Source organism: Rathayibacter sp. VKM Ac-2805 (assembly GCF_009834265.1).
In the GTDB taxonomy this organism is placed as follows: Bacteria; Actinomycetota; Actinomycetes; order Actinomycetales; family Microbacteriaceae; genus Rathayibacter.
The window spans coordinates 487,165-511,115 of sequence record NZ_CP047185.1; the positions used below are offsets into that span (position 1 = coordinate 487,165).

The following is a 23,951-nucleotide window of genomic DNA, read 5'->3' on the forward strand; positions in this document are numbered from 1 at the left end:
TGGATGCCCGGTGCGGGGCGACCGGCGGAGGACGCGGCGCACGGATGCCGCGGATCTGCTGGACTGGCCTCGAGCACCGCAGCACGAGCAGGAGGGAGCGGAGATGATCCGGACCCTCGTTCCCACCGTCCTCGCGGCCGCCCTCCTCGCGGCCGGCTGGACCGCGATCGGACCCTCGCATCCGGTCTTCGCCGCGGTCGCGCAGATGGTCCTCACCAGCTGGGCGGCACTGACCTTCGGCGGGCGCACGCGTCCGCTCGAGCCGTCCTGGTTCGACGTGGGTCGCCGCGAGCCGGCGCTGCTGCGAGCGCTCGGGGTCGGCGTCTTCGGCCGGCTGCTCGACGTCGTCGGGTGGAACCGCCTCGTCACCCGCGAGCGCGGCTTCGACGGCACGCGCGCGGGACTGACCGCTCTCGATCAGCACACCCGCCGCTCCGAGGCGGTGCACCTCGCGTGCACGGCCGTCGGAGTCGCGCTCGCCCTCGCCGCGACGGTCACGGGTGCGACGGGCGGCGCGGCCTGGCTGCTCGGATCGACGATCGCCGTCCAGCTCTACCCCGCGCTGCTGCAGCGGCTGGTGCGGGCGCGCATCCAGCGGGCGGGGCGGGCGGCGCGCGGCGCGCTTCACGTCGCGGACTCGGGAGACAGCGCCCCCGGCGGCGGACCGACCACGGCTCTGGAAGGGCGGTGATCACGGGGTCACCGACGCGCCGCGATCGTCACCGGGATCGGCCAGGGGATGGCGGCGCGCGAGGACATCGCGAGCCACGTCGGGCGGATCGCGCCGGTCGTGCTCCGCCGCCGTCAGCAGGAGAGCGAGGGCCGTGTCGGCGGGGACCCGCTGCGCTGCGCTGATGAAGCCGACGGCCTGCAGCACGGCGATCGTCCCCGGCGTGAGCGGGGCGCGGGACGCCGCTCAGCGACGGACCTCGGCGTCGTCCGTGTCCTCGGTCAGAGCGTCGGCCAGGAGGCGTGGAGGGAGGGCATGGGCGGGCCGGTCAGTACCCGAAGCCGTGCTCGAGCTCGACGTCGAAGGTGACGTCGTCCTCGCTCGGCTGCACGGGGAACACCCCCGTGAGCGTCCTGGTGCGTTCGCGGATGCGGGCGACCTCGGCCGTGTTGTCCGGCTCCGGGAGATCGGAGGGAGTGGTCTCGGCGACCAGGGCGGCGCCGGCGTTGAGCAGGAACACCGCCTGCACGGTGCCGCCGTCGCCGCCGATGCCGGTGTACTCCACGCGGTCCGCCGTGCTGCTCACGGCGAGGGCGACGCCGTACTCGATCAGAGCGTCCGCCGCGTCGTCTCCGACCAGCATCGTCTTGTTCGCGAAGAGGAGATGCTTCATGCCCCCAGCGTGCGCAGCGCCGAGGCCGACGGGGGAGAGACTTGACAGCTCCTGGGGCGGTCGACAGACGCGACCGCGGCACCCGGTGACGCCCGGTCGTCCTCGGCGTCGCCGAGACGGCACCCGTGGCGTCGGCCGTCCTCTGAGCAGGTGCAGATGAGCGCCTTCAGGCCGATCGCTCGGCGGTCAGGCCGACGAGGGACCCTCGGGACGCGAGGAGTCGGGCTCGGGCAGGACGAGCAGCCCTGGCGGGGCGTAGGAGTTCCCGAGGAGCAGTCGCACCCACTCCGCGCTGATCACGGGTGGTCGCCCGCCGTGGTACTTGAACCGCAGCGCGATGGCCGGATGCAGCCAGAGCGACGTCCGTCCGCTGCCGGCGCTGACGGACTCCCTCCAGCTGAAGTAGAACGACTCGTCCTTGGTGAGCTTGGATCCGATCACGATCTGCAGATGCGCGAGGGTGCGGTCGTCGAAGTCGGCGTCGAAGGAGGAGTCGTAGGACAGGCGTCCCATGGGGGCCTTTCGTCAGCAGCACGCGGTCGTGGGGGACGACTTCTCAGAAGGGATCGGACCCGCCTTCGTCGTTCCAGCGGTCGAGGTCCTTCTCCTCCCCGGCGCTGGATGCGGCACCGCGCCATGCGACGGCGGCCGCATCCGCCCAGGCCGTGGAGGAGGAGGGGTCGGTGTCGAAGGAGGCCCGGAATCGGATCTCGCGGTCGGCCCCCTCGCTCGCCTGCGCGAGCAGGTCGTGCCGTGTGGATGTCCCGACCGTCGCCGGCTGGGCGCTTCGATCAGCGTCGCCGTCGGCACGAGCCGGGATCGCGAGGGGTGCGGTCATGCTCGGACTGTACGCCGAAGGAGGTGCCCGGAACGGGATCGGTCGATATCGAGGAGTCGACGGTGAGGACCCGCCCCGAATGCCTCCGAACGCCTCTACCGGTGCGTCGGTGGAGGGCGTACGGTGGGGCGCCGCACCGCGCCGCGGAGGTGCACGAACCCTCTGCCGGACGACCCGGACCTGATTGTCGGACGGAGAGGGCTTCTCCTCGCCGAACCGAGCAGCCATGTCCCGAGCAGACGACAGCACCGCCTGATCCCGCGCGGTGCTCGACGAGGTGATCGCCGCCTTCTCGCTCCCCGGGGCTGTGGATCCCGGCCTCGCGGCTCTCGTCGTCGCGAACGCCACCCGCCTCCGCGACCGGACCATCCCGGCGCCGGAGGAACGGAGGCGCCGGCGGATGCCGATGCCCCTCGATCGACGCGCAGCCGCGTTCACCGAGCCGGACCCGCCACCCATCCCTCCGGCGGCGCTGTGAGGGGTGGCGCCTCGCGATCCGCGTCACAGGGACGTGGATCGACGGACCCGTGCTGATGTCGGCCGCCGAGACACCCGGCCGAGAGCAGGGCGACGTGACAGGCGGTGTCAGCGGACCATTCGCCGACGCCCGCGCCGCTTCTCCCCTCTGAGGATCAGGGCCGCGAGGAACGCGGCGAGGAGTGCGCCGATGGTGTTCATGAACCAGTCGTTCGTGTCGCAGGAGCGGCCGATCGCCGGAACGCCCGCCTGGACCAGCTCGATCAGGGCGGACAGGCCGGAGACGGCGGCGGCGACGAGCAGGGGCCGGCCGACCGCGACCGCGAGCAGCAGGGCCCCGGGGAGCAGGAGCGCGATGTTCGCGAGGGTGTCGATGCCGTCGAACGGCACCGAGAACTGCACGGTGCAGAAGACCCGCGGCGTCCCGTCGGGCGGATACACGGTCAGCGCGATCCCCACGACGAAGGCGAGCGCGGCGAGGACGAGAAGAGACCTTTCCGCGCCGCGCCGGTGCAGCAGCCAGGCGATCGCCGTGACCACCGCGACCGCGATCCAGAAGGCGATCGGGACGAGCGCGGCGTGGTCGACGAGGAACGTGCTGATCACGGTGCTCCGCTTCGAGGTGTCGGGGTGGCGGGAGAGGAAGAGGTCTTCCGTTGACGGACGGCCCGCTCACTCCAGGTCGGCCTGTGCCGACGGCCGGCAGGCCTTCGGCACGAGTCAGCTCCGGAGGGGAGAGCCTGCTGCGTCGAAGCGGTAGCCGCCGAAGGCGCCGCTGAGCAGCGGGCGCGCCGTCGCGATCGCGGCCTGGACCCGGGGGAGGGCGAGGGAGGCCCGATGCGCCTCAGCGCTCTCCCACAGCTCGACGACGAAGACGGTGTCGGGCTGCTCGTCGTCGACCCCGACCTCGTAGAGCAGGCAGCCGGCGTCGACGAGGTCGTCGTTGTGCTCGGTGAGGACGGCGACGAGCTCGTCGCGTCTGCCGGGGACGGCCCCGAGGGTGCCGACGTTCACGAAGGTCATGCCGCGAGGGTACCGCCGAGGACACCGGCGGCGGGTGGCCGTCCCGACGGTCGGAGTGCGGTCGGGACGTCACGCTGGACGGAGTCGCCGTGCTCCCGCCTGCGAACCGCAGACCGGTCGCGGTCGGCCCGAGGCCACGCCGGCTCGGGAGGATCGCGTCGCGAGAGAGGATCCCCGGTGGTCTCCGCGATCCCCGTCGGGTCCCACCGGCCAGGCGTGAGCGTGCTCGGACCGACGGAGTGCGCCCGATCAGCCCGCGGGCCTGCTGAACAGGTTGACGACGTTCCCGTCCGGGTCGCGGACGAGGGTGGAGCGGTTGCCCCACGGCATGGTGCTCGGCGGGAGCACCACGTCCTCGCTCCGGGGTCCGAGCCCGGCGAAGGCGCGGTCGACGTCGGGCACCTCGAACTCGAGCAGGACGGAGCGGTTCGACGCGGGGACGACGGCGCCGTCCAGCACGGCGACCGTCGAGGTGTGGGCGATCGCGAGGGTCGCGCCCGCTCCCGTGAACTGCGCGAAGACCGGCGCCGGGCGCTCGGCCGGTCGGCCGACGACCTGCTCGTAGAAGGCGACGAGGGCGTCGAGGTCGTCGGTGACGATGCGGAGGGAGGTGAACGACATGGGGCTCCTTCAGGGGCGGGGATGAGGTGGAGGCACCAGGCTCGCCGGTCGCCGCGACACCGTCCTGTCGGTGTTTCCGCAGATCGTCCGCGTCTCCGCGAGGCCAGCGGGGCCCGTCCCCGGAGCGGGTCAGCCGTCGACGACGGACCGCAGCCGGCCGTACTGGAGCGCGAGGTCCTCGGCCCGGAGGGTGCGCTGCGGAGGCCGCTCGTCGGTCACCTCGACCGACAGCATCCGGTCGCCGCGGAACGCCCGGACCCCCTCCCGCAGCCGGCACCACGCGATCAGGTACCAGTGCTCCTCCTTCCCGATCGAGCCGAGCGGTTCGACGTCGCGGACCGACTCCGCGCCGCTGCTGTCGCGGTAGCGCAGCCGGACGACACGATCCGCTCGGAGGGCCGTCGCGAACTCCGCCGGGACGACCGCCTCCTCCTCGCTCTCGAGGAAGTGCACCCGGGACGCGACCGCGCCGGCGCGGGCGGCCACGTCGTCCGGCAGGACCGCGAGCGTCTTCCGTGCGGCGGTCCCGGCCGCCTGCCGGAACGGACTGCGCCGCAGCGCACTGAGGCCGATCAGCACGGCGACGGCCTCCTCCACCGTGAACCCGGCCGGACCGAGGGTCGCCGACGCGTCGATGACGTAGCCGCCCGTGCGGCCGGGCTCCGCCCAGATCGGCAGACCCACCTGCTGCAGCGCGGACAGGTCCCGCTCGATGGTCCGCACCGACACCTCGAACCGCTCGGCGAGACGGCGCGCGCTCCGCGGCCGGGGCGAGACCGCCCGCAGCTCCTCGACGAGCCCGTACAGACGATCGGTGCGGTTCACCCGACCATCATCCGCCCGGGGCCGCCGCGAGCGGCCGCAGCGCTGGGCTCAGTACTGCGCCTGCTCGTGCACCTCGACCGAGCCGTAGAGGGGGGCGCGTCGGGCGTACCGCACGGCGTCGTCCCGGGTCGGGCAGTCGAGCAGGTAGTAGCCGACGAGGGCTGACCGCTCCTCCGCTCGGGAAGGGGCCGGAGTGCCGCCTTCTCTTCGCGCCGCGGTCAGATCCGTCTCGACGGAGACGTCGCCGGAGGCGTCGGCGAAGCGTCCGGAGTCGACGAGGACGCCGTCCGCCTTCAGCGACGCGTCGTAGTCCGCCCAGGCCGCGTAGTCCTCGGGGGTATCGCCCCCGGCGTAGCTGCCGTCGGACCGCATCACGAGCATGACCTTCATCGCGCCTCCTGGTCCATCCGACCACCGTTCCCCCGGCGGCCGCCTCCGCGGTCGGATCGCCCCCGGGAACCGGCGCGCCGAGCCTCCGACCATTCTGGGTCGAGGCGACCGTGCGGGGAAGGGATCGCTACGGAGCGGGATCGTCTGCGTCGAGGGCCTGCTGGAGGAGCCGGAGCGCCTTCGGCCCGACTCCGTGGAGGGTTGCGAGACGGTCGAGGCCCACCCGCCTCACGTCGTCCAGATCGTGCACGCCCGCGTCCTCGAGCGCACGCGTGGCCGGGGCGCCGACGGCGGGAAGCGGTCGCGGATCCCTGCGTCCGACACGACGAACCGGTCGGCCACCCGACAGCCGATCCGGCTCGGCGCGGGTCGCACTCGCGACTCTGCGTCTCAGGGCGTCGACGAGTGCCGCCACCGAGGCGTCCGGTACGGCACGAGTGACGGCCAGGACGGTGCGCTCGAGGGGCGGGTGCAGTCCGACGGCGACCATCCCGTGCGCGAGGGCGCTCCGCGGGACGGGGGCGGCCCCGACACCGGCGGAGGCGAGGGCGGCGGCCTGCTGCACAGACCGGGTCTGGAGGGCGTAGGAGACGAGCACTCCGGTTCCCGCGAGCCGCTCGGCCAGCCAGGCGCCGTACCCGTTCGACGCGTCCACGCCGATCAGGCCTCCCGCCTCACCGAGCTTGGCCATGGGGAGCCGGCCCGCCGAGACCTCTCCGGCGGGCCGGCCGACGACGACGATCTCCTCCGTCCCGAGGCGCTCGACGTGCAGTCCGTCCACCGTCGCCGGCCCGGGGACGACGACGAGGTCGAGGAGGCCGGCGCGCAGGTCGTCGATCGAGGTGGCGGCGCTGGTCGTCTCGACGAGCTGCAGCGGCGTGCGTCCGTCGGCGTTCCACCGGGTGACCACGGGGACGAGGAAGGGCAGGGTGAAGCTCTCGGCGACGGCGAGCCGGATCGGCTGCTCCGCGTCCGCCGTCCGCGCGGCCGCCACGGCGCGTTCGGCGGCGTCGACGGAGAGGCGGGCGTGCTCGACGAGCGCGCGACCGTACCGGGTGAGGGTCGCGCCGGCCGGATTCCGGTCGACGAGGGGCACCCCGACCTCGCGCTCGAGGGACGCGACCTGGTGGGAGACCGCGGGCTGCGAGAGGTGCAGCGCGCGCGCGGTCGCGCCGATCGATCCGACCCGCGCCAGCGTCACCATCACCTCGAGGGCTCGAAGACTGGGCATAGACGAACCCTATCCCTGACCTCAGATAAGCGACAGTCGTTTATGGACTGATGGTGTCCGTCCCCTGGTTGTCACGAACGAAGGAGCCGCACCGGCTCCTCGACAGGGAGGCACCATGAACGAGAAGAAGAACCGCGTGCTCGTCGTCGGAGGGGGATCCGGCATCGCCCGCGCTCTCGTGCGCGAGCTGCTCGAGAGAGGTGACGACGTGATCGTCGGCGGACGTCACCCGGAGGCGCTCGGTGATGACGCGGGGGAGTCCGGCGGCCGGCTCCGGTCCGTCCGGATCGATCTCGCCGATGAGTCGAGCATCGCGGCGGCCGCCGATCTCGGGCCCCTCGACTTCGTCGTCTCGTTCGCGGCGGCGCACGCGAACGGCCCGGTCACCGGGCTGGAGCGCGATGCCGTCGTGATGGCGTTCGACGCGAAGGTCATCGGCCCGATCCTGCTCGCCAAGCACCTCGCGTCCTCCGTCCGGCCGGGCGGCGGCTTCCTCTTCTTCTCCGGTGTCGCCGCCTGGAGGCCGTCGGCGGGTCTCGCGGTGATGGCGACGACCAACGGAGCGGTCTCCTTCCTGGTCGAGGCGCTCGCGGTCGAGCTCGCCCCGGTGCGCGCCGTCGCGATCTCGCCGGGGATCATCGACTCCGGCGCCTGGGACGCACTGGGCGAGCAGGAGAAATCAGCGATGTTCGCCGAGACGGCGGCCGGGAATCCTGCTCGCCGGATCGGCTCGGTCGACGACATCGTGTCCGCCGTGCGCTTCGCCATGGACAACACGTTCGTGACCGGGACGACGCTGCACGTCGACGGCGGCGGGCGGCTCGCATGAACCGCCGCGCACCCCTCCTCGCCGTCGGTCTCGCCGCACTCCTCGCCACCGCCGGCTGCGCGAGCACGGTCGCGACGGAGGACCCGGCCGCGGCGGTGAGCGGCGACGACGGCCTCGTGCAGCCCGGGACCGTGCATCTGGGGGACTCGAGCGTCGAAGCGAGCCGACCCGTCGTCCTCCGCGCGCAACAGCTCTACTCCTTCTGGAACACGGGCGACGAGACCTGGCTCGAGCTCGCCGTCGACGACTCCTTCCTCGACCGCACCCTCCCGACGGGGCGACCCCAGGGAGTCGAGGGGCCGATCACCGCCTCGGAGCAGTTCCGCGCGGCGGTGCCCGACCTGGCGTGCTCGCTCGACGACCTGTACGTCACGGGCGACACCTTCACCGCGCGCCTGACCTTCACCGGCCACTTCACCGGCGTCTCCGGCGGAGTCCAGGGCCAGGGCCAGCCGATCGAGTTCGGCGCGATCGACATCCAGCACGTCGGCGCGAGCGGGCGGATCGTCGAGGACTGGCACCTCGAGGACGACCTGACCTTCCAGCAGCAGGCGGGCCTGCTGCCGGCACCCGCCTCCTGATCTCCCCTCCGACAGGCGACCGTCCTGCACGAGCCCCGTTCGACGCCGTCGTGGGCCCGCGATCGATGGTGGTCTCCGGATCCGGCGAGCGCAGGAGCGCGGGACGCGAGTCGTGTCACGGTCGTCCGCTCAGAAGGCGCGTCGTCCACCCGGCCAGCGCGGAGACGGCGGTTCGCGACAGCTCGGCGCCGGGCATCATGCTGGTGAACCCGTGGAACGCGCCGGGCCAGACGTGGAGCTCCGCCTGGACTCCGGCTTGCCGCGTCGAGACGGTCGAATCGCCGTCGTCGAGCATCGGGGAGATCAGGGCCTCGGCCCGGTCCGTTCACCGGGGCGGGGTCGAGGGAGAAGCCCCTCCGCCGCGAGGAACGGCAGAACAGCACGTGCGGGCCGCTTCGAACGGCCGGCAGATGCGAGCACGTCGACGGAGCACCGGTGCTCGAGGTTCATGGAGGGCACCCGATCGACGTGTCGTCACTGGTCCACCCCCCCGCTCGACCCTCAAGCGGTTCGGACCTCTACCGTTGCACCCGTGCCCCTCCTTCTCGCCGACCTGCTGTCGTGAGAGCGCTCGTCGCCTGGCTCGAGCACCGCCAGATCCCGCTCTACCTCGCCGCGATCGCCGCCGGCGCCGCTCTCGGACTGCTGCTGCCCGCCGCGCACCACCTCGAGGTCGCGATCGAACCGGTGCTCGCGCTGCTGCTGTTCGCCACGTTCCTCGGGGTCCCGTTCGCCGCGATCGGACGGTCTCTGCGCGACGGCCGCTTCCTCGCCGCGGTCGGGGTGCTGAACTTCGTCGTCGTGCCGCTCGTCGCCTACGGGCTGTCCCGACTCGTCGCCGACACTCCGGTGCTGCTGTTCGGGGTCCTCCTGGTGCTCCTGACGCCGTGCATCGACTACGTGATCGTGTTCGCCGGGCTCGCCGGAGGGGCGTCCGACCGACTGCTCGCCGCCGCACCGCTGCTGATGCTCGCGCAGATCCTCCTCCTCCCCGTGTATCTGCTGCTCTTCATCGGTCCTGCGGGGGTGGCGGTGGTCGACGCCGGTCCGTTCGCGCGAGCGTTCCTGCTGCTGATCGTGGTGCCGTTGTCCGCGGCCGGGCTGGTGCAGGCACTCGCGCGCCGACACGGGTCCGGACGGATCGTCGAGTCCACGATGCTCGGGCTCCTGGTGCCGCTCATGACGGCCACGCTCTTCACCGTCGTCGCCTCCCAGGCCGGCGCCGTGGGCGCCTCGGCCGGCCGGCTTCTCGTCCTCGTCCCGCTCTACGCGGGATTCCTCGTGGTCATGACCGCTCTGGGGCTGGGTGCTGGACGCGTCTTCCGACTCGACGTGCCCGCGACGCGCGCCCTCGTGTTCAGCGGCGCGACCCGCAACTCGCTCGTCGTGCTGCCCCTCGCACTCGCGCTCCCGGCACCGCTGTCGCTCGCGCCCGTCGTCGTCGTCACGCAGACCCTCGTGGAACTCGTCGGCATGGTCGTCCTCGTCCGACTGCTCCCTCGGCTCGCCCGAGACCGAGCAGCGCGGGCCGGCCCGGTCTGACGCGGACTCACCAGCGCCCGAGACGACTCGGGCCTGCAGAAGGGTCGCCCGGGGAGTCGCCCGGGAGGTGCTCGCCGGTCAGTCCTTCTCCGGTCTGCCCGCAGTCCCCGCGTCAGCGGGCTCATCGGCCGGGGCGACAGGAGCTGCGGACTCGACCGCGGTGGGCTGGACCTCGGCTGATCTCGCATTCCTGGCGGCGAGGCGCTTCTTCTGGGACTTGCCGGTGCTGAACGGGCTCACCCACAACCAGGAGAAGCGCCGCAGCGACTGGAAGAGGAACAGCGACGCCCAGAGGGAGAACACCGTCAGGGCGAACGGGAAGACCGTCGCCGGGCCGGTCGGGACATTCGTCTCGCCGAGCAGGGGGACGAACGCGACGACGACAGCGATCACGAAGAGGTGCAGGAGGTAGATCTGGAAGCTCTGCTGCCCCATGGTGACGAAGATCTTCAGTACGCGGACCTTGACGAGGTACTGGGAGCCGGCGATGCCCGCGATGATCGCGACCGAACTGGCTATCAGGATGACGCCCGGAATGCGGTTGGCGTCGAAGGCGACGATCACCGCGATGATGCCGATGTAGGACACTGCGAGCGCGAGCACCTGCCAGAGCTTCACGCGGGCGGCGAAGCGGTAGAAGGTGCGGGGGATGAACATCGCCACGAGGAAGAAGATGAAGTTCTGGAGCACCCGGTCCCAGCCGATGTTGTCGGTGTCCAGCAGGCCGGTGGTCGTGGACGCGACGGACAGCAGCCCGGCCACCGAGAGCTGGATCCACCGGGGCACCTTCCGGATCGCCCAGGCGAGGATGCTGAAGATCGCCAGAGCCCAGATGAACCAGTAGCTGCTCGACGGCAGGATGGGCAGCACCAGCACGTTGAGCGGGTCCGTCGGTGAGGTGGCCTCCGACCGCGAGAACGGGACGATGAGGTAGAAGACGACCCGGATGAACGACCACAGCAGGTAGAGGTACACCAGCGCGAGGACCCGGCGGCGCCACAGCTCGGCGAACGTCCACGTCAGCATCCGGGCGGCCGTGAGGCCCGCGATGAAGAAGAACACGGGCATGGGGAAGTAGAGCAGCACCGTGCGGAGCTTCGGAACGTACCCCTCGAGGCCGAAGAATCCCAGGAACAACGACGAGTGGTAGAGCACGACGAGGCTGATCGCGATGCCCTTGGCGAAGTCGATCCACTCCCGCGACTCGGGGCGCTTCACCAGGGCGCCGGTCGTGCTCGACCCGGTCATCCGCCGCTCCTCGCGTGGGCGCACACGGCGCGATCACTGTTCACCGATTGCTGCGGATCCATTGCGCCCCCAAGATGTCGAATTCGAACCGGATGCGAATGAGCCCCCGGTTCATTCCCCGTACGGGTCCTGAGAGTACGGGAAAGTTTCCGATCACGGACGAGTCGATGGAGTATCGAGGCGGCAAGGGAAGTCCGGACGCCTCGCAGCCGCCTGTCCGCGGACATCGCCCGTCCGATCCCGGAGTCGCGCGTTCGATCGGGACGGACGGCGGAGGATCGCAGACGAATGGACAGTCCAGAGACGTGCAGACGGCGCTTTCGTCCAGCTCTCGGGACCGCGGACCCGAAGAACGAGACGAAACCGGCGTGCGGCCAGGACGCCTCGACCTCTCCGGCATACTCCATGACGTGAACGACGCCACCACCGCCCCCAGTCTCGACGGCCGCGAGTTCGTGATGACCTCCTCGACCAACAGCGCGGTCGACCCGGAGTCGCCGTCGCGGTTCCACTACTCCGAGCGCGACGGAGTGGTCTGGGGCGACTACGTCGGCGACACCGTGACCTTCGGCCGGTTCGTGGGCACGCGCACCGGCGACGCGCTGCAGGTCTCGTTCGTGCACCAGCTGCTCGACGGCGGGACCGTGGTCAGCGGCACCGGCGGCAGCCGCGTCGAGCTCGACGGCGAGGGCCTGCTGCGGCTCGTCGAGGAGTTCGAGATCGACGGCGACGACCACGTCAGCATCTGCGTCGAGGTCTGACGCTCAGCGCGCCGCGTCGCGGCCGTTCCCCGCGGTGGTGAACCGCGTCATGCCGAGCCGGTTCGTCGATCCGGAGCGGTCGGGGATGTCGGAGGGCAGCAGGTAGGCCTTGCGCACCACCTCGTCGAGCACGACGACCGAGACCACCGACTTCACCTCGGGCCGGGCCGCGACCACGCCGGTGACGAAGTCGTGCACGCCGCCGATGTCGAGCGAGCGGACCAGGAGCATCGCGTCGTGCTCGCCGGTCGTGATGCAGCAGTACTCGACGTCGGGCATCTGGAGGATGCCCTCGCGGAACCGGTGCCACGACTGCGGATGCACCGTCACGAACACCAGGGCGCAGACGTCGAGCCCCACCTTTCCCGGATCGACCAGGGCCGAGAATCCGGTGATGACGCCGGATGCGGTCAGCTGCTCGACCCGGTTGTAGACGCTCGCCCGCGAGACGTTCACCCGCTCGGCCAGGGCGGACATCGAGATGCGCCCGTTCTCGCGCAGGACGGCGAGGATGCGCAGATTGAGGTCGTCGAGCCCGCCCGCGCTTTGTCCAGCGACCGCACCGGCGGCCGGATCGGTGATCGACATAATCCACTCCTTCGTCGCTGCGGGCGGCAGTTCGTCCACGATAGCGGCCCTCTGGAAACGGAGTGCGTCGCGATGTGCCATCGTTTCGCAACACGTCCAGCCGAACCCTCGCCAGGAGGCCTCCATGGTTGTCCGCTCCACCCGCACCCCGCGCTCCGCCCCGACGCGAGTGGTGATCGCCGCTGCGGCGGTCTCCCTCGCCCTTCTGGTGGCGGGCTGCTCCTCGGGCCGCGTCGACACCGCCGACGGCAGCAGCGCGACGCTCACCATCAACAAGGCGTTCGACCTCAAGACCGCCGACCCGGGCCGCATGTACGAGCCGACCGGCCAGATGGTCGACAAGGCGCTCTACGAGACCCTCCTCACCTTCGAGGGCGGCGACGTCTCGCAGGTCGTCGACGGCCTCGCGAGCCTCGAGCAGTCCGACGACGCGAAGACCTTCACCCTCACCCTGAACGGCGAGCACACCTTCTCGGACGGCACCGCGATGACCGCCGACGACGTGGTGTTCTCGCTGCAGCGCGTGATCGGCCTCAAGGGCAACCCCTCGTTCCTCCTCGACGGCGTCACCGTCACGAAGAAGGACGACACGACGGTGGTGCTGACCACCGAGAACCCCACGCCCGCCCTGCCGGCGATCCTGGCGAACCCGGCGCTCGGCATCCTGAACTCGAAGGTCGTGAAGGAGAACGGCGGCACCACCGACGAGACCGACACCGCCGAGACGTTCCTCAACACCACCTCCGCCGGCTCCGGCCCGTACGTGCTCGACACGCTCGACCTCGCCTCGCAGGTCGTGCTGACCGCGAACGAGAACTACGACGGCGACGCCCCGGGCTACGGCCGCGTGGTCATCCAGAACGTCGAGGGTGCGACCCAGAAGATCAACGTCGAGGGCGGCAGCGCCGATGTGGCGCTGGACCTCTCGGGCACTCAGGCGGAGGCGCTCGGCGACTCGGTCGCGGTGACCAGCGACCCGTCGGCGAACGTGATCTTCCTGCTGCTCAACCAGAACCCGAGCGTCTCGGCGATCACGTCGAACCCCGACTTCGTGAAGGCCGTGAAGGAGGCCGTCGACTACGACGACCTCGTCTCGATCGCCGGCAACGGCACCGCCCAGGCGTCCGGCGTCATCCCGAGCATGCTGCTCGGCGCCCTGCCCGAGAGCGGCGCGCTCACCCAGGACCTCGACGCCGCGAAGGCTGACCTCGCGAAGAGCGGCTACGCCGGCGAGTCCGTGACGCTCAACTTCCCGAGCGACATCAGCCTGAACGGCATCGACTTCCCGACCATCGCGCAGCGCATCCAGTCGCAGCTGAAGGACGCCGGCATCACCGTCGAGCTCGCCCCGGCCCCCGTCGCCACCGAGCTCGACGCCTACCGCAACGGCACCGAGACCATGGGCCTCTGGTACTGGGGCCCGGACTACCCGGACCCGAGCGACTACCTCGTCTTCACCCCGGGCGACGTCGTGGGCCTCCGCTCCGGCTGGACCGACGGTGCGGCCCCCGCGATCTCGGCGCTGGCCGACGCCGCGGCCACCGGCGGCAGCGACGACGAGCGCCAGTCGCGCTTCGAGGAGCTGCAGACCGCGCTGAACGCCGACGGCCCCTTCATCCCGCTGCTCCAGCCCGGCAACAACATCGCCGCGGCGAAGGACGTCTCGGGTGTCGTCTACAACGCGGTGTGGACCATCGACATCGCGGCCCTCGCCGCGCAGTAGCCCGTGTCCACCACCACGACGGCCGTCCGGACCCCGCGTCAGCGCGGGGGCCGGGCGGCCCACCCGTTCCTCCGCTACGCGCTCCGCCGCGTGCTCACCTCGCTGCTGCTGGTGGTGGGCGTGACCCTCGTCACCTTCATCCTGACCAACCTCGTGCCGGGCGACCCCGTGGCGGCCGCCCTCGGCCAGCGCGCTGCGGAGGATCCGGAGATCGTCGCGCAGTTCCGCGCCCAGTACGGTCTCGACCAGCCGCTCGTCGTGCAGTACTTCACCTATCTCGGAAACCTGCTGCACGGCGACCTCGGCGTCTCCACCACCACGCACAACCCGGTGGTCGCCGACCTGGCGAAGGCGCTGCCGGCCACCCTCGAGATCGCCTTCGGCGCCATCGTGCTCAGCGTGATCATCGGCGTGCTGTTCGGCACCGTCGCCGCCTACCGGCGCGGCAGGGCCTCCGACCACGTTCTGCGCGTCGTGTCGCTGGCCGGCCTCAGCGTGCCGACCTTCTGGCTCGCGCTGGTCCTCTACTACGTCCTCTACTTCCAGCTGCGGATCGCGCCGGGTTCCGGCCGGCTGAGCAGCGACTTCACCACGCCGCCGACGGTGACGGGCCTCTACACGGTCGACGCCCTGCTCGCCGGCCAGCTCGACACCTTCCTCGACGCGGCGTCGCACCTCTTCCTCCCCGTCCTCGTCCTGACGCTCTACACGGTGGGCCTGCTGACCCGGTTCGTGCGCACCGCGGTGCTCGAGATCCTCGACCAGGACTACGTGCGGGCCGCCCGCGCGAAGGGGCTGCCGAACCGCGCGGTCACCTTCTCCTACGTGCTGCGCGGGGCGAGCATCCCGATCCTCACCGTCGTGGGCCTCGCCTTCGGCAGCCTGCTCAGCGGCACCGTGCTCGTCGAGGCGGTCTTCGGCTGGCCCGGGATCGGCTCCTACGCCTACCAGGCCGCGTCGCACCTCGACCTGCGCGGCATCATGGGCGTCGGCCTGCTCATCGGCGTGATGTACCTGCTCGTGAACCTGATCGTCGACCTGCTGTACGGCGTGCTCGACCCGAGAGTGAGGCTGGCCTCGTGACGGATCCGCGAACCACTCGGTCCGACCCGCGCGACGGCGCTCCGGCCGGTCCGCGCGACGGCGTCGGTGCCGGAGTGCTCGACCCGGTCGCCGCCCCCGGCCTCCGCCTGCGTCGCCCCCGCCTGCGCCTGGGCCGCTGGTCGGCGCCGCTCGGACTCCTCGGCGCCACCGTCGGCGTGCTCTGGATCCTCATCGCCGTGCTCGCCCCCGTCATCGCCCCGCACGATCCGCTCGCGCAGGACCTGCCCCTCCTCCAGGCGCCCGGTGAGGGCACGCTGATGGGGACCGACGCGCTCGGCCGGGACGTGTTCTCGCGGGTGATCTGGGGTGCCCGGGTCACCATCCCGCTCGCCCTGCTGCTCGTCGTGATGTCGGTGCTGATCGGCGCGATCGTCGGATCCGTCGCCGGATTCTTCGGCCGTGCGGTCGACGAGGTCGCGATGCGCATCACCGACCTCGTGATGGCGTTCCCCACGGTCATCCTGGCGATGGTGATCGCGGCCGCGCTCGGAGCGTCGCTCCTGAACGCGGTGCTCGCGGCGCTGATCGTGTCGTGGCCGTCCTATGCCCGGCTGACCCGAGGCCTCGTGCTCGGCCTCCGCTCGTCGAACTACGTCGTGTCCGGCCAGCTGCTCGGCTTCTCGCCGCTGCGCTCCCTCGTCCGCGACATCGCGCCCAACATCGTCGGCCCGGTGCTCGTCCTGGCGAGCCTCGACATCGGCACGGCCATCCTCCTGCTGTCGGGCCTGTCGTTCCTCGGGCTCGGTGCGAAGCCGCCGACCGCGGAGTGGGGCTCGATGGTGTCGGACGCCATCCAGAACTTCGACGCGTGGTGGATCGGGGTCTTCCCGGGCCTGGCCATCCTCACCGTCGTCATCGCGTTCAACTTCGTCGGCGACGCCCTGCGCGACGCCCTGGACCCGCGGTCGCAGACGATCCGCGGAGGAGGCGCCACGCTGTGAGCGACGCACTGACCATCAGCGGGCTGCGCATCCGCACCCGCAGCCACGCCGTCGTCGACGGCATCGATCTGGCGCTGCGCCGCGGCGGCATCCACGGTCTCGCCGGCGAGTCGGGCTCGGGCAAGACCATGACCGCCCTGGCGGTGCTCGGACTGCTGCCCGGATCGATGACGGCCAGCGGCAGCATCCGCCTCGCCGACGACACCGGCGACGGCACGACGGAGCTCGTCGGCGCGTCCCGGCAGGTGCTCGGCGCGGTGCGCGGACGCCGGGTCGCCATGGTCTTCCAGGACCCGTCGACGAGCCTGCACCCGCAGCTCACCGTGGGCCGCCAGCTCACCGACCATCTGCGCCATCACCTCGGTCTCGGCAAGGAGGCCGCGCGGTCCAGGGCCGAGGCCCTGCTCGAGCGGGTGCGGGTGCCGGACACCCGGGCCTCCCTCGGGCGCTATCCCCACCAGTTCTCCGGTGGTCAGCGGCAGCGCATCGCGATCGCGGTGGCGCTCGCGTGCGAGCCCTCCGTGCTGCTGGCCGACGAGCCGACGACCGCGCTCGACGTGACCGTGCAGGCCGGAGTGCTGCAGCTGCTGCGGGAGCTGGTCGACGACGGCGGGCTGAGCATCCTGCTCGTCACCCACGATCTCGGCGTGATGAGCGCTGTGGCCGACGAGGTGACGGTGATGCGCCAGGGGCTCGTCGTCGAGTCGGCTCCGCGGGAGCGGCTGTTCACCGCGCCCGAGGACGAGTACACGCGGGCGCTGCTCGCGGCTCTGCCCGGCTCGAGCTTCGAGGAGAGCCCGGAGGAGCTGGTCGCCGAGCTCGTCGAGGGGCACGAGAGGGCCGCCGCCGCGGACGATCCGGGCGCGGCCGCGGCAGGCGACGTCGAGAGGGGTGCGCGATGAGCGCGGGAGTGGTTCTCGAGGCCGATGGCATCGTCGTCGAGTACGGGCGGAGACCGCCGCTGCGTGCCGTCGACGGGGTCGGCTTCCGGGTGGCGGCCGGCGAGGTCGTGGCGCTGGTCGGCGAGAGCGGCTGCGGAAAGTCGAGCCTCGCGCGCGCCGTCGTCGGCATCGAGAAGCGCCGCGGTGGCGACGTTCGCCTGAACGGCGTCGACGTGCCCGCGCTCGGACTCCGTCGGCGCAGTCCGGCGATGACTGGCGTGCAGATGGTCTTCCAGGATCCGAACTCCTCGCTCAACCCCCGTCGCCGCATCGGCGAGCAGATCGGCGACGGCGTCCGGGCGGCTCTCGCCCGGGGAGCCGAGGGCTCGGACCCGGCCGACTGGCTGCGCCGCGTCGGGCTCGACCCGGCGATGGCGAGCCGGTTCCCGCACGAGTTCTCCGGCGGGCAGAAGCAGCGCATCGCCATCGCGCGGGCCCTCGCGGCGCGGCCGCGGATGCTCGTGGCCGACGAGCCGATCTCGGCCCTCGACGCCTCGACCCAGACGAGCGTCGCCGCGCTGATGCGCTCGCTCAGCGTCGAGGCCGGCGCGGGCATGCTGTTCATCTCGCACGATCTCTCGGTGGTCCGGCGCATCGCCGACCGGGTGCTCGTGATGTACCGCGGCCGGGTCGTGGAGTCGGGGGACACCGAGACGGTGTGGCAGAGCCCTCTGCATCCGTACACCCGGGCGCTGCTCGCGGCGATCCCGCTGCCGGACGGGCTGGGGCGGCTGCCGCTGGCCCCGCTCGACTCCGACCGGGCGGCCTGGCTCGAGGAGCTGCCCGACGCGCTGGAGCGGACGGGCGCGTGAGCGCGGTGGAGGAGGCCCGGGCCGAGGAGTCCGCACTCTGGAGCATGCCGAGGGCCGTGAACCGCAGTCCGCTCCCCGGGGACGGCGCGTTCATGACCGCCGGCTGGGCCGATCCGGAGCCGGTGATCGACCCCGACGAGCCGGTGCTCGCCTACACCGCGGAGCGCCGGTCGCGACTGGCGCAGGCGCTGCCCGCCGAGCTGCTGATCATCCCCTCCGGCCTGCCGCGGGTGCGCTCGAACGACAGCGACCACCGCTTCCGCCCGGGCACCGACCACGTGTGGCTGACGGGCAACGGAGTCGCCGAGAGCGTGCTCGTCGTCGACACGACGGGAGGGGAGGCCGGCTCGATCCTGTACCTGCGTGCTCCCTCCGGCCGCGACGGCGACGAGTTCTGGCAGAACGACGCGCTCGGCGACCTCTGGGTCGGGCCGCGGCCGTCGCTCGCCGAGACGCAGGCAGCACTGGGCATCGAGACCCGGCCGCTGGCCGACTTCACTCGCGACGTGCAGCGGGCTGCGCGGCGGGCCCGGCGCATCCGGGTCCTGCCCACCCTCGACGAGAGCGTCGACGAGCTGGTGCGGAGCATCTGCGGGCCGGAGCTCGGACCGCACCTCGTGCTCAAGTCGACGCTCGACGAGCTGCGCCTGATCAAGAACGACTGGGAGATCGGACGGCTGCAGCTCGCCGTCGACGGCACGGCGCGAGGATTCGACGACTGCCTCGAGGCGTGGCCGGTCGCCCGCGCGATGCCCCGCGGCGAGCGCTACCTCGAGGGCACCTTCGCCCGCCGCGCCCTGGTCGAGGGACAGGGGCCGGCCTACGGATCGGTCGTCGCCTCGGGAGCGCACGCCACGACCCTGCACTACACGCGGAACACCGGGCCCCTCGCCGACGGCGACCTCGTCCTGATGGACATGGGCGTCGAGCTGCCCTCGCTCTACGCCGCCGATATCACCCGCACCTTCCCGGTCAGCGGGGAGTTCACCCCGCTGCAGCGGGACGTGTACTCGATCGTGCTGCGCGCGCAGCAGGCCGGCATCGACTCCCTGCGCGCGGGAGTGCGCTTCCAGGACTACCAGGACGCGTGCGGGCGAGCCCTCACCGAGGGGCTGATCGACCTCGGCTTGATCCGCTGCTCCGTCGACGAGGCCATGGCCCCGTCCGCGTCGTACCACCGCCGGTGGAGCATCTCCCGCGCCGGGCACATGCTCGGGATGGACGTGCACGACTGCAACCACGCTCCGCACGAGACGTACCTCGGCGGAGTGCTCGCGGCCGGCCACACGCTCACCGTGGAGCCGGGCCTCTACTTCCAGCCGGGCGACCTGACGGTCCCCGCCGAGCTGCGGGGCCTGGGCATCCGGATCGAGGACGACCTCGTGGTCACGGAGACGTCGTCGATCCTGCTCTCGGCGGCGATGCCGCGCACGCCCGACGCGGTGGAGGAGTGGATGGCGAGGCTGGCGGGCTGAGAGGTCGGGCGCGCAACGCGAGGGGCTGACGCGTCGAGGCCTGCCGCGAGGCGACCTGCGGCCGAGCCCGCGCCGACGTCGCCGCTTGGACCACCGGACACCGTTGCGCGCCGGGCACGGTCGCCCGCCGCATCGACCGGCTCGATACCGGCATTCGCGGACGCACGCGGAAGATCGAGGGCAGCTCGCACGACTTCGACGGAACCCGCCCCTCCACAGTCGCTCACAGCGACGTGCAGGGACACCACAGCGCCACCGACGCCGAGGGGGCCCGTACCGCGGTCGCCGAGAAGGCCGCCTCGAGCTGAACGGTTGCGAGCTTCCTACCTGGACACCCTGGCAGGAAGCTCGTGAGGGGCGGGCCCCTCACACTCTCTAATGATTCCGGCTGGCCTGGTGCCGGCTGTCAGGCTGGTTCTGGCTTGCTCGGGCGTGACTCATCACACTCTTGACCGTTGTGTCTTGCTGGGGACCTGTCCGGCCGAGCGAGCTAGTACCGGCGTGACGCTGCGATGGCTTGATAGAAGGTTGTCCGCGACTTCGGTCGTGTGACTCGTTAGAGAGATGCCTCCGCGGCGCATCCCACCCGGATGACCCTGAGAGAAGAGGCCGCATGATCGTCGCCCACCACTACAACCATGTCGTCGGAGTCGACACCCACGCCCGCACCCACACTTACGCGATAGTCGCCACCAAGACGGGCGAGATCCTCGGCACGAAAGCGTTTCCGGTCACGGCGACGGCGATCGACAGAGCGATCGCCTGGGTCAGAGGCGTCACGAGTGGATCAGTCCTGTTCGCGCTGGAGGGCACCGGCTCGTACGGTTCTTCGCTGGGGCGGGCGCTGGCGCGCGACGCGATTGCGTTCTGCGAGATCCGCCCACCGAAGAAGTCGAGCCGCCTCCGCGGCAAGACTGATGAGATCGACGCGATCGCTGCCGCGACGTCAGCGATGGGGATCGAGCTCGACGCGCTGACCCGTCCGAAAGTCGACGGGCTCCGCAACGCCCTCCGGGTCTCGCTCGACGCCCGCCGCGACATGGAGGTCCGTCGCACGAGCGCCCGGAACCAGCTCAACGCGCTGGTCCGCACCGCCGACTTCGGCCTGGACACCAGACGCGCGCTCACCGACCGCGGCGTGCGGCACCTCGCTGATCTGGATGTGGAGCGCACAGATGTTGCAGAGCGCATCATCCGCGCGGAAGCGGTCCGGCTGGCTTCCACCGTGATTGAACTCGGCCATCAGATGCTCAGGAACCGCGCCTCGCTCGCCGAGCTCGTGGAGCTTCTCGCGCCGGGTTTGCAGCAGATCTACGGCGTTGGGCCGGTCACCGCCGCTGTTGCTGTTGCTGCGTACTCGCATCCAGGGCGGGTACGGAGCGAAGCCGCGTTCGCGGCACTCGCTGGGGTGAGCCCAATTCCTGCCTCATCGGGGAACACGATTCGGCACCGACTGAATCGAGGTGGCGACCGGCGCCTGAACCGGGCACTGGACGTCATCGCGAAAGTGCGAATGGTGTCCGAGGCCCGCACACGCGCCTACGTCACACGCCGCACCGCCGAAGGGCGAACTGCTCGAGAGATCCGGCGCTGCGTGAAGAGATACATCTCGCGGGAGCTGTTCAAAGCGCTGCAGAGCCGGATGACGCCGATGACGCCACCGGGATGACGCGCGAGGCGCAGGTTGCCCTCGTTACGTGGCGCAGGAGCGCCGCGAGGGCTGGCTACTCGCGGGTGGAGTTCGGAGCGCGATTCACGCCGTAGGTGTGGAGTGGGTCAGGGCCGTCGAGAGTTATCGACGTACCGGGCTCGCCGTCGAACTCGTCCGCCGTGCGTTGCTCTGTCCCTCGGCCGGCGTACACGTCGCGGAGAACACTCGCCGCAGCACCAGCTGGCGCCGCGGCTTCACGGAAACGTCGCCGCCTGATGACCCCCACGGCGAAACCAACCGCTACGACGAGGCCCAGAGCCATGATCAGAAGTGCTTCGGACATCGAGATCTCCGATCGTTGATGTCGGTTCAGTCCAACACGCCCGCCCGAAGGAAGCAATCGTTCGGGGCGACTCTCCCCAGGCTCCGGCGCTCCGTTCAGGTGCAGGGGACCGCCGACCGGGGACGTCAGTGTCGGCACAAGAACACGTCTGACCGCAACCGACCGCCGCACCCGATCTTCGCCAACGGATCACGGCCAGCGGGCGTATCGCTGCGTCAACTTGACGAGCACCCATAGAAGGGTCTCCGGGATTCCCGTTCCGGGAGGCACGAGCTGCGCTCGTGTCACTGCGAGTCACGTCAGACGCAGTGCCTCGCGAATTGCGCCGTCGTACTGCTCCCTCTCGAAGGTGAGGGTCCGAACAAGCTCTCCGTTCGGACACCATCCGGCGAACTCATCGGTCACGCCGAAGCCAAGTCGCAGGCTGAGCCGGCCGAGAAGCGTTGATGGAGGTGGAAGCGGTCGAAGAGTCTCTGACTCCCACCGGGAGTCCTTCCACTGGACGATCTCGCCGTTGCGCACGAGTTCTGCGCTGAAGAGGATGCCGCAGCTGGAGTCGCCGCAGGACGCGCAGCTGGCCAGCGCGATCCGGCCAGGAAGCATGGCCGTGACGACCGATGGTCCTTCTCCGAGAAGCGAGAGAAGGAACGGACGCCACTCGCCCCAGGGTGCCGTGAAGACGTCACCCGTACCCTCCGGATCGTCGTCGGTCACGAAATCCCCGATGGGACGTCCGTCGAGGGTGATGTCCGGTTCTTCCGTCACGCTCGAGGTGACGACCGCTATCACCGTGCGTTCTCTCATGGACACATCGTGACATCGGCGACCGCGAGCGGTCCGACTATGACAAAGCGGGCGCGAGCTGCGCTCGTGCAGCGGCGACGGAGCGCCGCCAAGAGGTCGCCCGGCTGCGCCGGCCGCCGTTGGTCGCCCTACGGGCTCACACCCTTTTTTGCCGTGAAGCCTTCGGCGGCTCCCTCCGCTTCGCTGCGGTCGTAGCTACCTACGGGCTCCGTTCAAGTGGCTGCGCCACCGGCTCCTCCGAGACTTTCGGCACGCGGGAGCTTTGCTCCCTCACATCGCGCCGAAACTCTCTCCACCGCCGCCCAGCGGGTTGCACTGCGCCCTCCGGTTGCTAAGGCGGAGAACCGCCTTCCTTACCGTTATTTCCGTGGATTCGGGGCAGTTGTAGGCTCCGGAACGCGCCAGGGGTCTCGGGTATGGCTGACCGCCTTCGGCCGCCTGATGGCACGCCGTGATGAGCCGCCCGGGACCCCGCAACGGCAGGACCGCTCATTGAGAAACGCGACCAGATCGCCCAGTAAGGACATGCCGGCACGGTCGTTCACGGCGCACCGCACCCCTCAACGGAAGGACCCTGCGTGCCCCAACTCTGGGCCGGTATCGACGCCGGCAAGACCGAACACCACTGCGTCGTCATCGACGGCAACGGAACCAAACTGCTCTCGCAACGGTTCAAGAACCGAGAAGCGGCGATCCTGACCCTGATGGGCGACGTCGCATCCCTGCCGGGAGGAACCGACGTCGCCTGGGCGACGGATCTGAACCACGGCGGGACGGGGCTGCTGCAGACGCTGCTCAGCTCGCATGCGCAGCCGCTGTTCTACATCTCGGGCCGCGTCGTGCACCACGCCTCGGGCGCCTACCGGGGTGAGGCGAAGACGGACGCGAAAGACGCGGTGATCATCGCCGACCAGGCGCGGACTCGGCGAGACGTGACGTTGATGCGGCAGGTCGACGAGGTCACCGCGGAGCTGCGCCTGCTGTCGGCGCGACGGGAAGACCTGGTGCACGATCGCACCCGCGCCGTGAACCGGCTGCGCGCCATCCTGGTCCACTACTTCCCGTCACTCGAGGGGCGTTCAACTACGCGACGACCAGGGGACCTCTGGTGCTGCTCACCCGGTACGCGACACCGTCCGCGATCCGGAGGATGGGGGAGAGCCGGCTGGCGTCGTGGTTGAAGGGGCAGGGGTGCTGGAAGTCAGCGGCCGTGGCCAAGACGGCGGCCGACGCTGCTCGCGAGCAGACGTCGGTCGTTGTGGGGGAGGGGGCGGCGGCCCGGCTGGTCAGTCGCTCTGCGCGTGATCTGCTCCACATCCGGGACGAGGTGGCGGAGCTCGACGCGGAGATCGAAGCCGTTCTGCAGGACAGTAGGTCCGCGGATCTGCTGGTATCGATTCCGGGGTTCGGGCGCAGGCTCGCTGCGGATTTCCTTGCCGCGACCGGTACTGACCTCGCCGCGTTCGAGACGCCCGACCGGCTGGCCAGCTTCGCGGGCCTCGCCCCGGTGCCGCGTGACTCCGGGAAGATCTCCGGCAACCACCACCGGCCACGGCGCTACGACCGGCGGCTGTTGAATGCCTTCTTCCAGGCAGCGTTCATCGCGTCGAAGAACTGCCCGGTCTCGCGCTCGTTCTACGAACGGAAACGACGAGAGGGCAAGTCGCACAAGCAGGCACTGATCGCTCTCGCCCGGCGCCGGATCAACGTCATCTGGGCGATCTTCCGCGACCAGACCAGCTACAACCTCACCCCGGCAGGGCCAAACGATCCCGTCCCTCTGCTTCTGCAGAACGGTCCAGCTTCGCCATCGAGGAACAGATCTTCCATCGCCCTCGCGGGCTAGGTGTGCAGTTCGGT

Annotated in this window: 28 protein-coding genes; 14 read left to right on the top strand and 14 right to left on the bottom strand. The window is 70.9% G+C overall.

The window, feature by feature from the left end; translation table 11 throughout:
• The first annotated feature begins 103 nt into the window (after positions 1-103).
• The gene (locus GSU40_RS02260) at positions 104-691 is read left to right on the top strand and encodes a hypothetical protein (protein WP_160033404.1); all 588 of its coding nucleotides are present in this window, start codon (positions 104-106) and stop codon (positions 689-691) included.
• Here GSU40_RS02260 and GSU40_RS02265 read toward each other — a convergent pair whose 3' ends face one another.
• The 10 genes from GSU40_RS02265 to GSU40_RS02310 form a co-directional block, all read right to left on the bottom strand.
• Positions 692-877, bottom strand: a complete 186-nt coding sequence (locus GSU40_RS02265) for a hypothetical protein (RefSeq protein WP_104247105.1) — start codon at positions 875-877, stop codon at positions 692-694.
• Positions 878-998: 121 nt separating this feature from the next.
• Entirely contained in the window at positions 999-1,343 is a 345-nt protein-coding gene (locus GSU40_RS02270; RefSeq protein ID WP_104255912.1) for a hypothetical protein, read from the bottom strand.
• A gap of 186 nt (positions 1,344-1,529) precedes the next feature.
• A complete protein-coding gene (locus tag GSU40_RS02275) occupies positions 1,530-1,856 on the bottom strand; it encodes an ATP-dependent DNA ligase (protein ID WP_160033406.1) in 327 nt (108 codons plus the stop codon).
• A gap of 43 nt (positions 1,857-1,899) precedes the next feature.
• On the bottom strand, positions 1,900-2,181 hold the full coding sequence (locus tag GSU40_RS02280) for a hypothetical protein (protein ID WP_104283983.1): 282 nt from the start codon (positions 2,179-2,181) through the stop codon (positions 1,900-1,902).
• 585 nt (positions 2,182-2,766) lie between these two features.
• On the bottom strand, positions 2,767-3,264 hold the full coding sequence (locus GSU40_RS02285; RefSeq protein WP_104345534.1) for a VanZ family protein: 498 nt from the start codon (positions 3,262-3,264) through the stop codon (positions 2,767-2,769).
• A gap of 114 nt (positions 3,265-3,378) precedes the next feature.
• Positions 3,379-3,681, bottom strand: coding sequence for a putative quinol monooxygenase (locus tag GSU40_RS02290; protein WP_104226533.1), 303 nt, complete (start codon positions 3,679-3,681; stop codon positions 3,379-3,381).
• 249 nt (positions 3,682-3,930) lie between these two features.
• The gene (locus GSU40_RS02295) at positions 3,931-4,302 is read right to left on the bottom strand and encodes a VOC family protein (RefSeq protein WP_160033408.1); all 372 of its coding nucleotides are present in this window, start codon (positions 4,300-4,302) and stop codon (positions 3,931-3,933) included.
• Between the two features lie 129 nt (positions 4,303-4,431).
• Entirely contained in the window at positions 4,432-5,127 is a 696-nt protein-coding gene (locus tag GSU40_RS02300) for a YafY family protein (RefSeq protein ID WP_160033410.1), read from the bottom strand.
• Between the two features lie 48 nt (positions 5,128-5,175).
• Positions 5,176-5,517, bottom strand: a complete 342-nt coding sequence (locus GSU40_RS02305) for a YciI family protein (RefSeq protein WP_160033412.1) — start codon at positions 5,515-5,517, stop codon at positions 5,176-5,178.
• A gap of 127 nt (positions 5,518-5,644) precedes the next feature.
• Positions 5,645-6,748 carry a LysR family transcriptional regulator gene (locus tag GSU40_RS02310; RefSeq protein ID WP_160033414.1) on the bottom strand — a complete coding sequence of 368 codons (1,104 nt, stop codon included), beginning with the start codon at positions 6,746-6,748 and terminating at the stop codon, positions 5,645-5,647.
• A gap of 115 nt (positions 6,749-6,863) precedes the next feature.
• On the opposite strand from GSU40_RS02310, the gene GSU40_RS02315 reads away from it, so the two are divergent.
• Together GSU40_RS02315 and GSU40_RS02320 are read left to right on the top strand one after the other, a co-directional pair.
• Positions 6,864-7,577: an SDR family oxidoreductase gene (locus GSU40_RS02315; protein ID WP_160033416.1), complete on the top strand. Its 714-nt coding sequence runs from the start codon at positions 6,864-6,866 to the stop codon at positions 7,575-7,577.
• A complete protein-coding gene (locus tag GSU40_RS02320; protein ID WP_104283975.1) occupies positions 7,574-8,158 on the top strand; it encodes an ester cyclase in 585 nt (194 codons plus the stop codon). Before GSU40_RS02315 ends, GSU40_RS02320 begins: the two co-directional genes overlap by 4 nt.
• Positions 8,159-8,273: 115 nt before the next feature.
• On the opposite strand, the gene GSU40_RS02325 is transcribed toward GSU40_RS02320, so the two are convergent.
• Complete coding sequence (locus GSU40_RS02325) at positions 8,274-8,453, bottom strand: hypothetical protein (protein ID WP_244229562.1); 180 nt, start codon at positions 8,451-8,453, stop codon at positions 8,274-8,276.
• A gap of 266 nt (positions 8,454-8,719) precedes the next feature.
• Between GSU40_RS02325 and GSU40_RS02330 the strand changes: the two genes are divergently transcribed.
• Complete coding sequence (locus GSU40_RS02330) at positions 8,720-9,700, top strand: bile acid:sodium symporter (protein ID WP_160033418.1); 981 nt, start codon at positions 8,720-8,722, stop codon at positions 9,698-9,700.
• A 78-nt stretch (positions 9,701-9,778) separates the two neighbouring features.
• On the opposite strand, the gene GSU40_RS02335 is transcribed toward GSU40_RS02330, so the two are convergent.
• Positions 9,779-10,948, bottom strand: a complete 1,170-nt coding sequence (locus GSU40_RS02335; RefSeq protein WP_160033420.1) for an acyltransferase family protein — start codon at positions 10,946-10,948, stop codon at positions 9,779-9,781.
• A 410-nt stretch (positions 10,949-11,358) separates the two neighbouring features.
• On the opposite strand from GSU40_RS02335, the gene GSU40_RS02340 reads away from it, so the two are divergent.
• Positions 11,359-11,709: a hypothetical protein gene (locus GSU40_RS02340; protein ID WP_244229563.1), complete on the top strand. Its 351-nt coding sequence runs from the start codon at positions 11,359-11,361 to the stop codon at positions 11,707-11,709.
• 3 nt (positions 11,710-11,712) lie between these two features.
• Here GSU40_RS02340 and GSU40_RS02345 read toward each other — a convergent pair whose 3' ends face one another.
• Positions 11,713-12,297 (bottom strand): Lrp/AsnC family transcriptional regulator, encoded by a 585-nt coding sequence (locus GSU40_RS02345; RefSeq protein ID WP_104223259.1) that lies wholly within the window; start codon positions 12,295-12,297, stop codon positions 11,713-11,715.
• Positions 12,298-12,421: 124 nt separating this feature from the next.
• Here GSU40_RS02345 and GSU40_RS02350 point away from each other — a divergent pair, with 124 nt between their 5' ends.
• The 7 genes from GSU40_RS02350 (at position 12,422) to GSU40_RS02380 (ending at position 20,962) form a co-directional block, all read left to right on the top strand.
• Complete coding sequence (locus tag GSU40_RS02350; RefSeq protein WP_104291804.1) at positions 12,422-14,020, top strand: ABC transporter substrate-binding protein; 1,599 nt, start codon at positions 12,422-12,424, stop codon at positions 14,018-14,020.
• A gap of 3 nt (positions 14,021-14,023) precedes the next feature.
• On the top strand, positions 14,024-15,103 hold the full coding sequence (locus tag GSU40_RS02355; RefSeq protein ID WP_104223257.1) for an ABC transporter permease: 1,080 nt from the start codon (positions 14,024-14,026) through the stop codon (positions 15,101-15,103).
• Positions 15,100-16,065, top strand: a complete 966-nt coding sequence (locus GSU40_RS02360) for an ABC transporter permease (protein WP_244229564.1) — start codon at positions 15,100-15,102, stop codon at positions 16,063-16,065. The genes GSU40_RS02355 and GSU40_RS02360 overlap by 4 nt, the downstream gene beginning before the upstream one ends.
• Positions 16,062-16,967 carry an ABC transporter ATP-binding protein gene (locus tag GSU40_RS02365; RefSeq protein ID WP_160033422.1) on the top strand — a complete coding sequence of 302 codons (906 nt, stop codon included), beginning with the start codon at positions 16,062-16,064 and terminating at the stop codon, positions 16,965-16,967. The genes GSU40_RS02360 and GSU40_RS02365 overlap by 4 nt, the downstream gene beginning before the upstream one ends.
• Positions 16,964-17,818, top strand: coding sequence for an ATP-binding cassette domain-containing protein (locus tag GSU40_RS02370; RefSeq protein ID WP_104351538.1), 855 nt, complete (start codon positions 16,964-16,966; stop codon positions 17,816-17,818). Before GSU40_RS02365 ends, GSU40_RS02370 begins: the two co-directional genes overlap by 4 nt.
• On the top strand, positions 17,815-19,293 hold the full coding sequence (locus GSU40_RS02375; protein WP_208543351.1) for an aminopeptidase P family protein: 1,479 nt from the start codon (positions 17,815-17,817) through the stop codon (positions 19,291-19,293). The genes GSU40_RS02370 and GSU40_RS02375 overlap by 4 nt, the downstream gene beginning before the upstream one ends.
• Before the next feature lie 613 nt (positions 19,294-19,906).
• Entirely contained in the window at positions 19,907-20,962 is a 1,056-nt protein-coding gene (locus GSU40_RS02380; protein ID WP_160033424.1) for an IS110 family transposase, read from the top strand.
• Between the two features lie 619 nt (positions 20,963-21,581).
• Here the strand turns inward: GSU40_RS02380 and GSU40_RS02385 are convergent.
• Positions 21,582-22,091, bottom strand: a complete 510-nt coding sequence (locus GSU40_RS02385; RefSeq protein WP_160033426.1) for a hypothetical protein — start codon at positions 22,089-22,091, stop codon at positions 21,582-21,584.
• A 578-nt stretch (positions 22,092-22,669) separates the two neighbouring features.
• Between GSU40_RS02385 and GSU40_RS17185 the strand changes: the two genes are divergently transcribed.
• Together GSU40_RS17185 and GSU40_RS17190 are read left to right on the top strand one after the other, a co-directional pair.
• Entirely contained in the window at positions 22,670-23,272 is a 603-nt protein-coding gene (locus GSU40_RS17185) for an IS110 family transposase (RefSeq protein ID WP_348271956.1), read from the top strand.
• Positions 23,273-23,301: 29 nt separating this feature from the next.
• Positions 23,302-23,937 carry a transposase gene (locus tag GSU40_RS17190; protein WP_348271957.1) on the top strand — a complete coding sequence of 212 codons (636 nt, stop codon included), beginning with the start codon at positions 23,302-23,304 and terminating at the stop codon, positions 23,935-23,937.
• Positions 23,938-23,951: the final 14 nt, after the last annotated feature.

Coding starts and splice junctions, on each gene's coding strand:
- GSU40_RS02290 (WP_104226533.1), bottom strand. CDS start 3,681: ATGACCTTCGTGAACGTCGGCACCCTCGGGGCCGTCCCCGGCAGACGC.
- GSU40_RS02260 (WP_160033404.1), top strand. CDS start 104: ATGATCCGGACCCTCGTTCCCACCGTCCTCGCGGCCGCCCTCCTCGCG.
- GSU40_RS02295 (WP_160033408.1), bottom strand. CDS start 4,302: ATGTCGTTCACCTCCCTCCGCATCGTCACCGACGACCTCGACGCCCTC.
- GSU40_RS02350 (WP_104291804.1), top strand. CDS start 12,422: ATGGTTGTCCGCTCCACCCGCACCCCGCGCTCCGCCCCGACGCGAGTG.
- GSU40_RS02345 (WP_104223259.1), bottom strand. CDS start 12,297: ATGTCGATCACCGATCCGGCCGCCGGTGCGGTCGCTGGACAAAGCGCG.
- GSU40_RS02315 (WP_160033416.1), top strand. CDS start 6,864: ATGAACGAGAAGAAGAACCGCGTGCTCGTCGTCGGAGGGGGATCCGGC.
- GSU40_RS02320 (WP_104283975.1), top strand. CDS start 7,574: ATGAACCGCCGCGCACCCCTCCTCGCCGTCGGTCTCGCCGCACTCCTC.
- GSU40_RS02275 (WP_160033406.1), bottom strand. CDS start 1,856: ATGGGACGCCTGTCCTACGACTCCTCCTTCGACGCCGACTTCGACGAC.
- GSU40_RS02280 (WP_104283983.1), bottom strand. CDS start 2,181: ATGACCGCACCCCTCGCGATCCCGGCTCGTGCCGACGGCGACGCTGAT.
- GSU40_RS02310 (WP_160033414.1), bottom strand. CDS start 6,748: ATGCCCAGTCTTCGAGCCCTCGAGGTGATGGTGACGCTGGCGCGGGTC.
- GSU40_RS02325 (WP_244229562.1), bottom strand. CDS start 8,453: ATGCTCGACGACGGCGATTCGACCGTCTCGACGCGGCAAGCCGGAGTC.
- GSU40_RS02270 (WP_104255912.1), bottom strand. CDS start 1,343: ATGAAGCATCTCCTCTTCGCGAACAAGACGATGCTGGTCGGAGACGAC.
- GSU40_RS02370 (WP_104351538.1), top strand. CDS start 16,964: ATGAGCGCGGGAGTGGTTCTCGAGGCCGATGGCATCGTCGTCGAGTAC.
- GSU40_RS02335 (WP_160033420.1), bottom strand. CDS start 10,948: ATGACCGGGTCGAGCACGACCGGCGCCCTGGTGAAGCGCCCCGAGTCG.
- GSU40_RS02305 (WP_160033412.1), bottom strand. CDS start 5,517: ATGAAGGTCATGCTCGTGATGCGGTCCGACGGCAGCTACGCCGGGGGC.
- GSU40_RS02385 (WP_160033426.1), bottom strand. CDS start 22,091: ATGAGAGAACGCACGGTGATAGCGGTCGTCACCTCGAGCGTGACGGAA.
- GSU40_RS02380 (WP_160033424.1), top strand. CDS start 19,907: ATGATCGTCGCCCACCACTACAACCATGTCGTCGGAGTCGACACCCAC.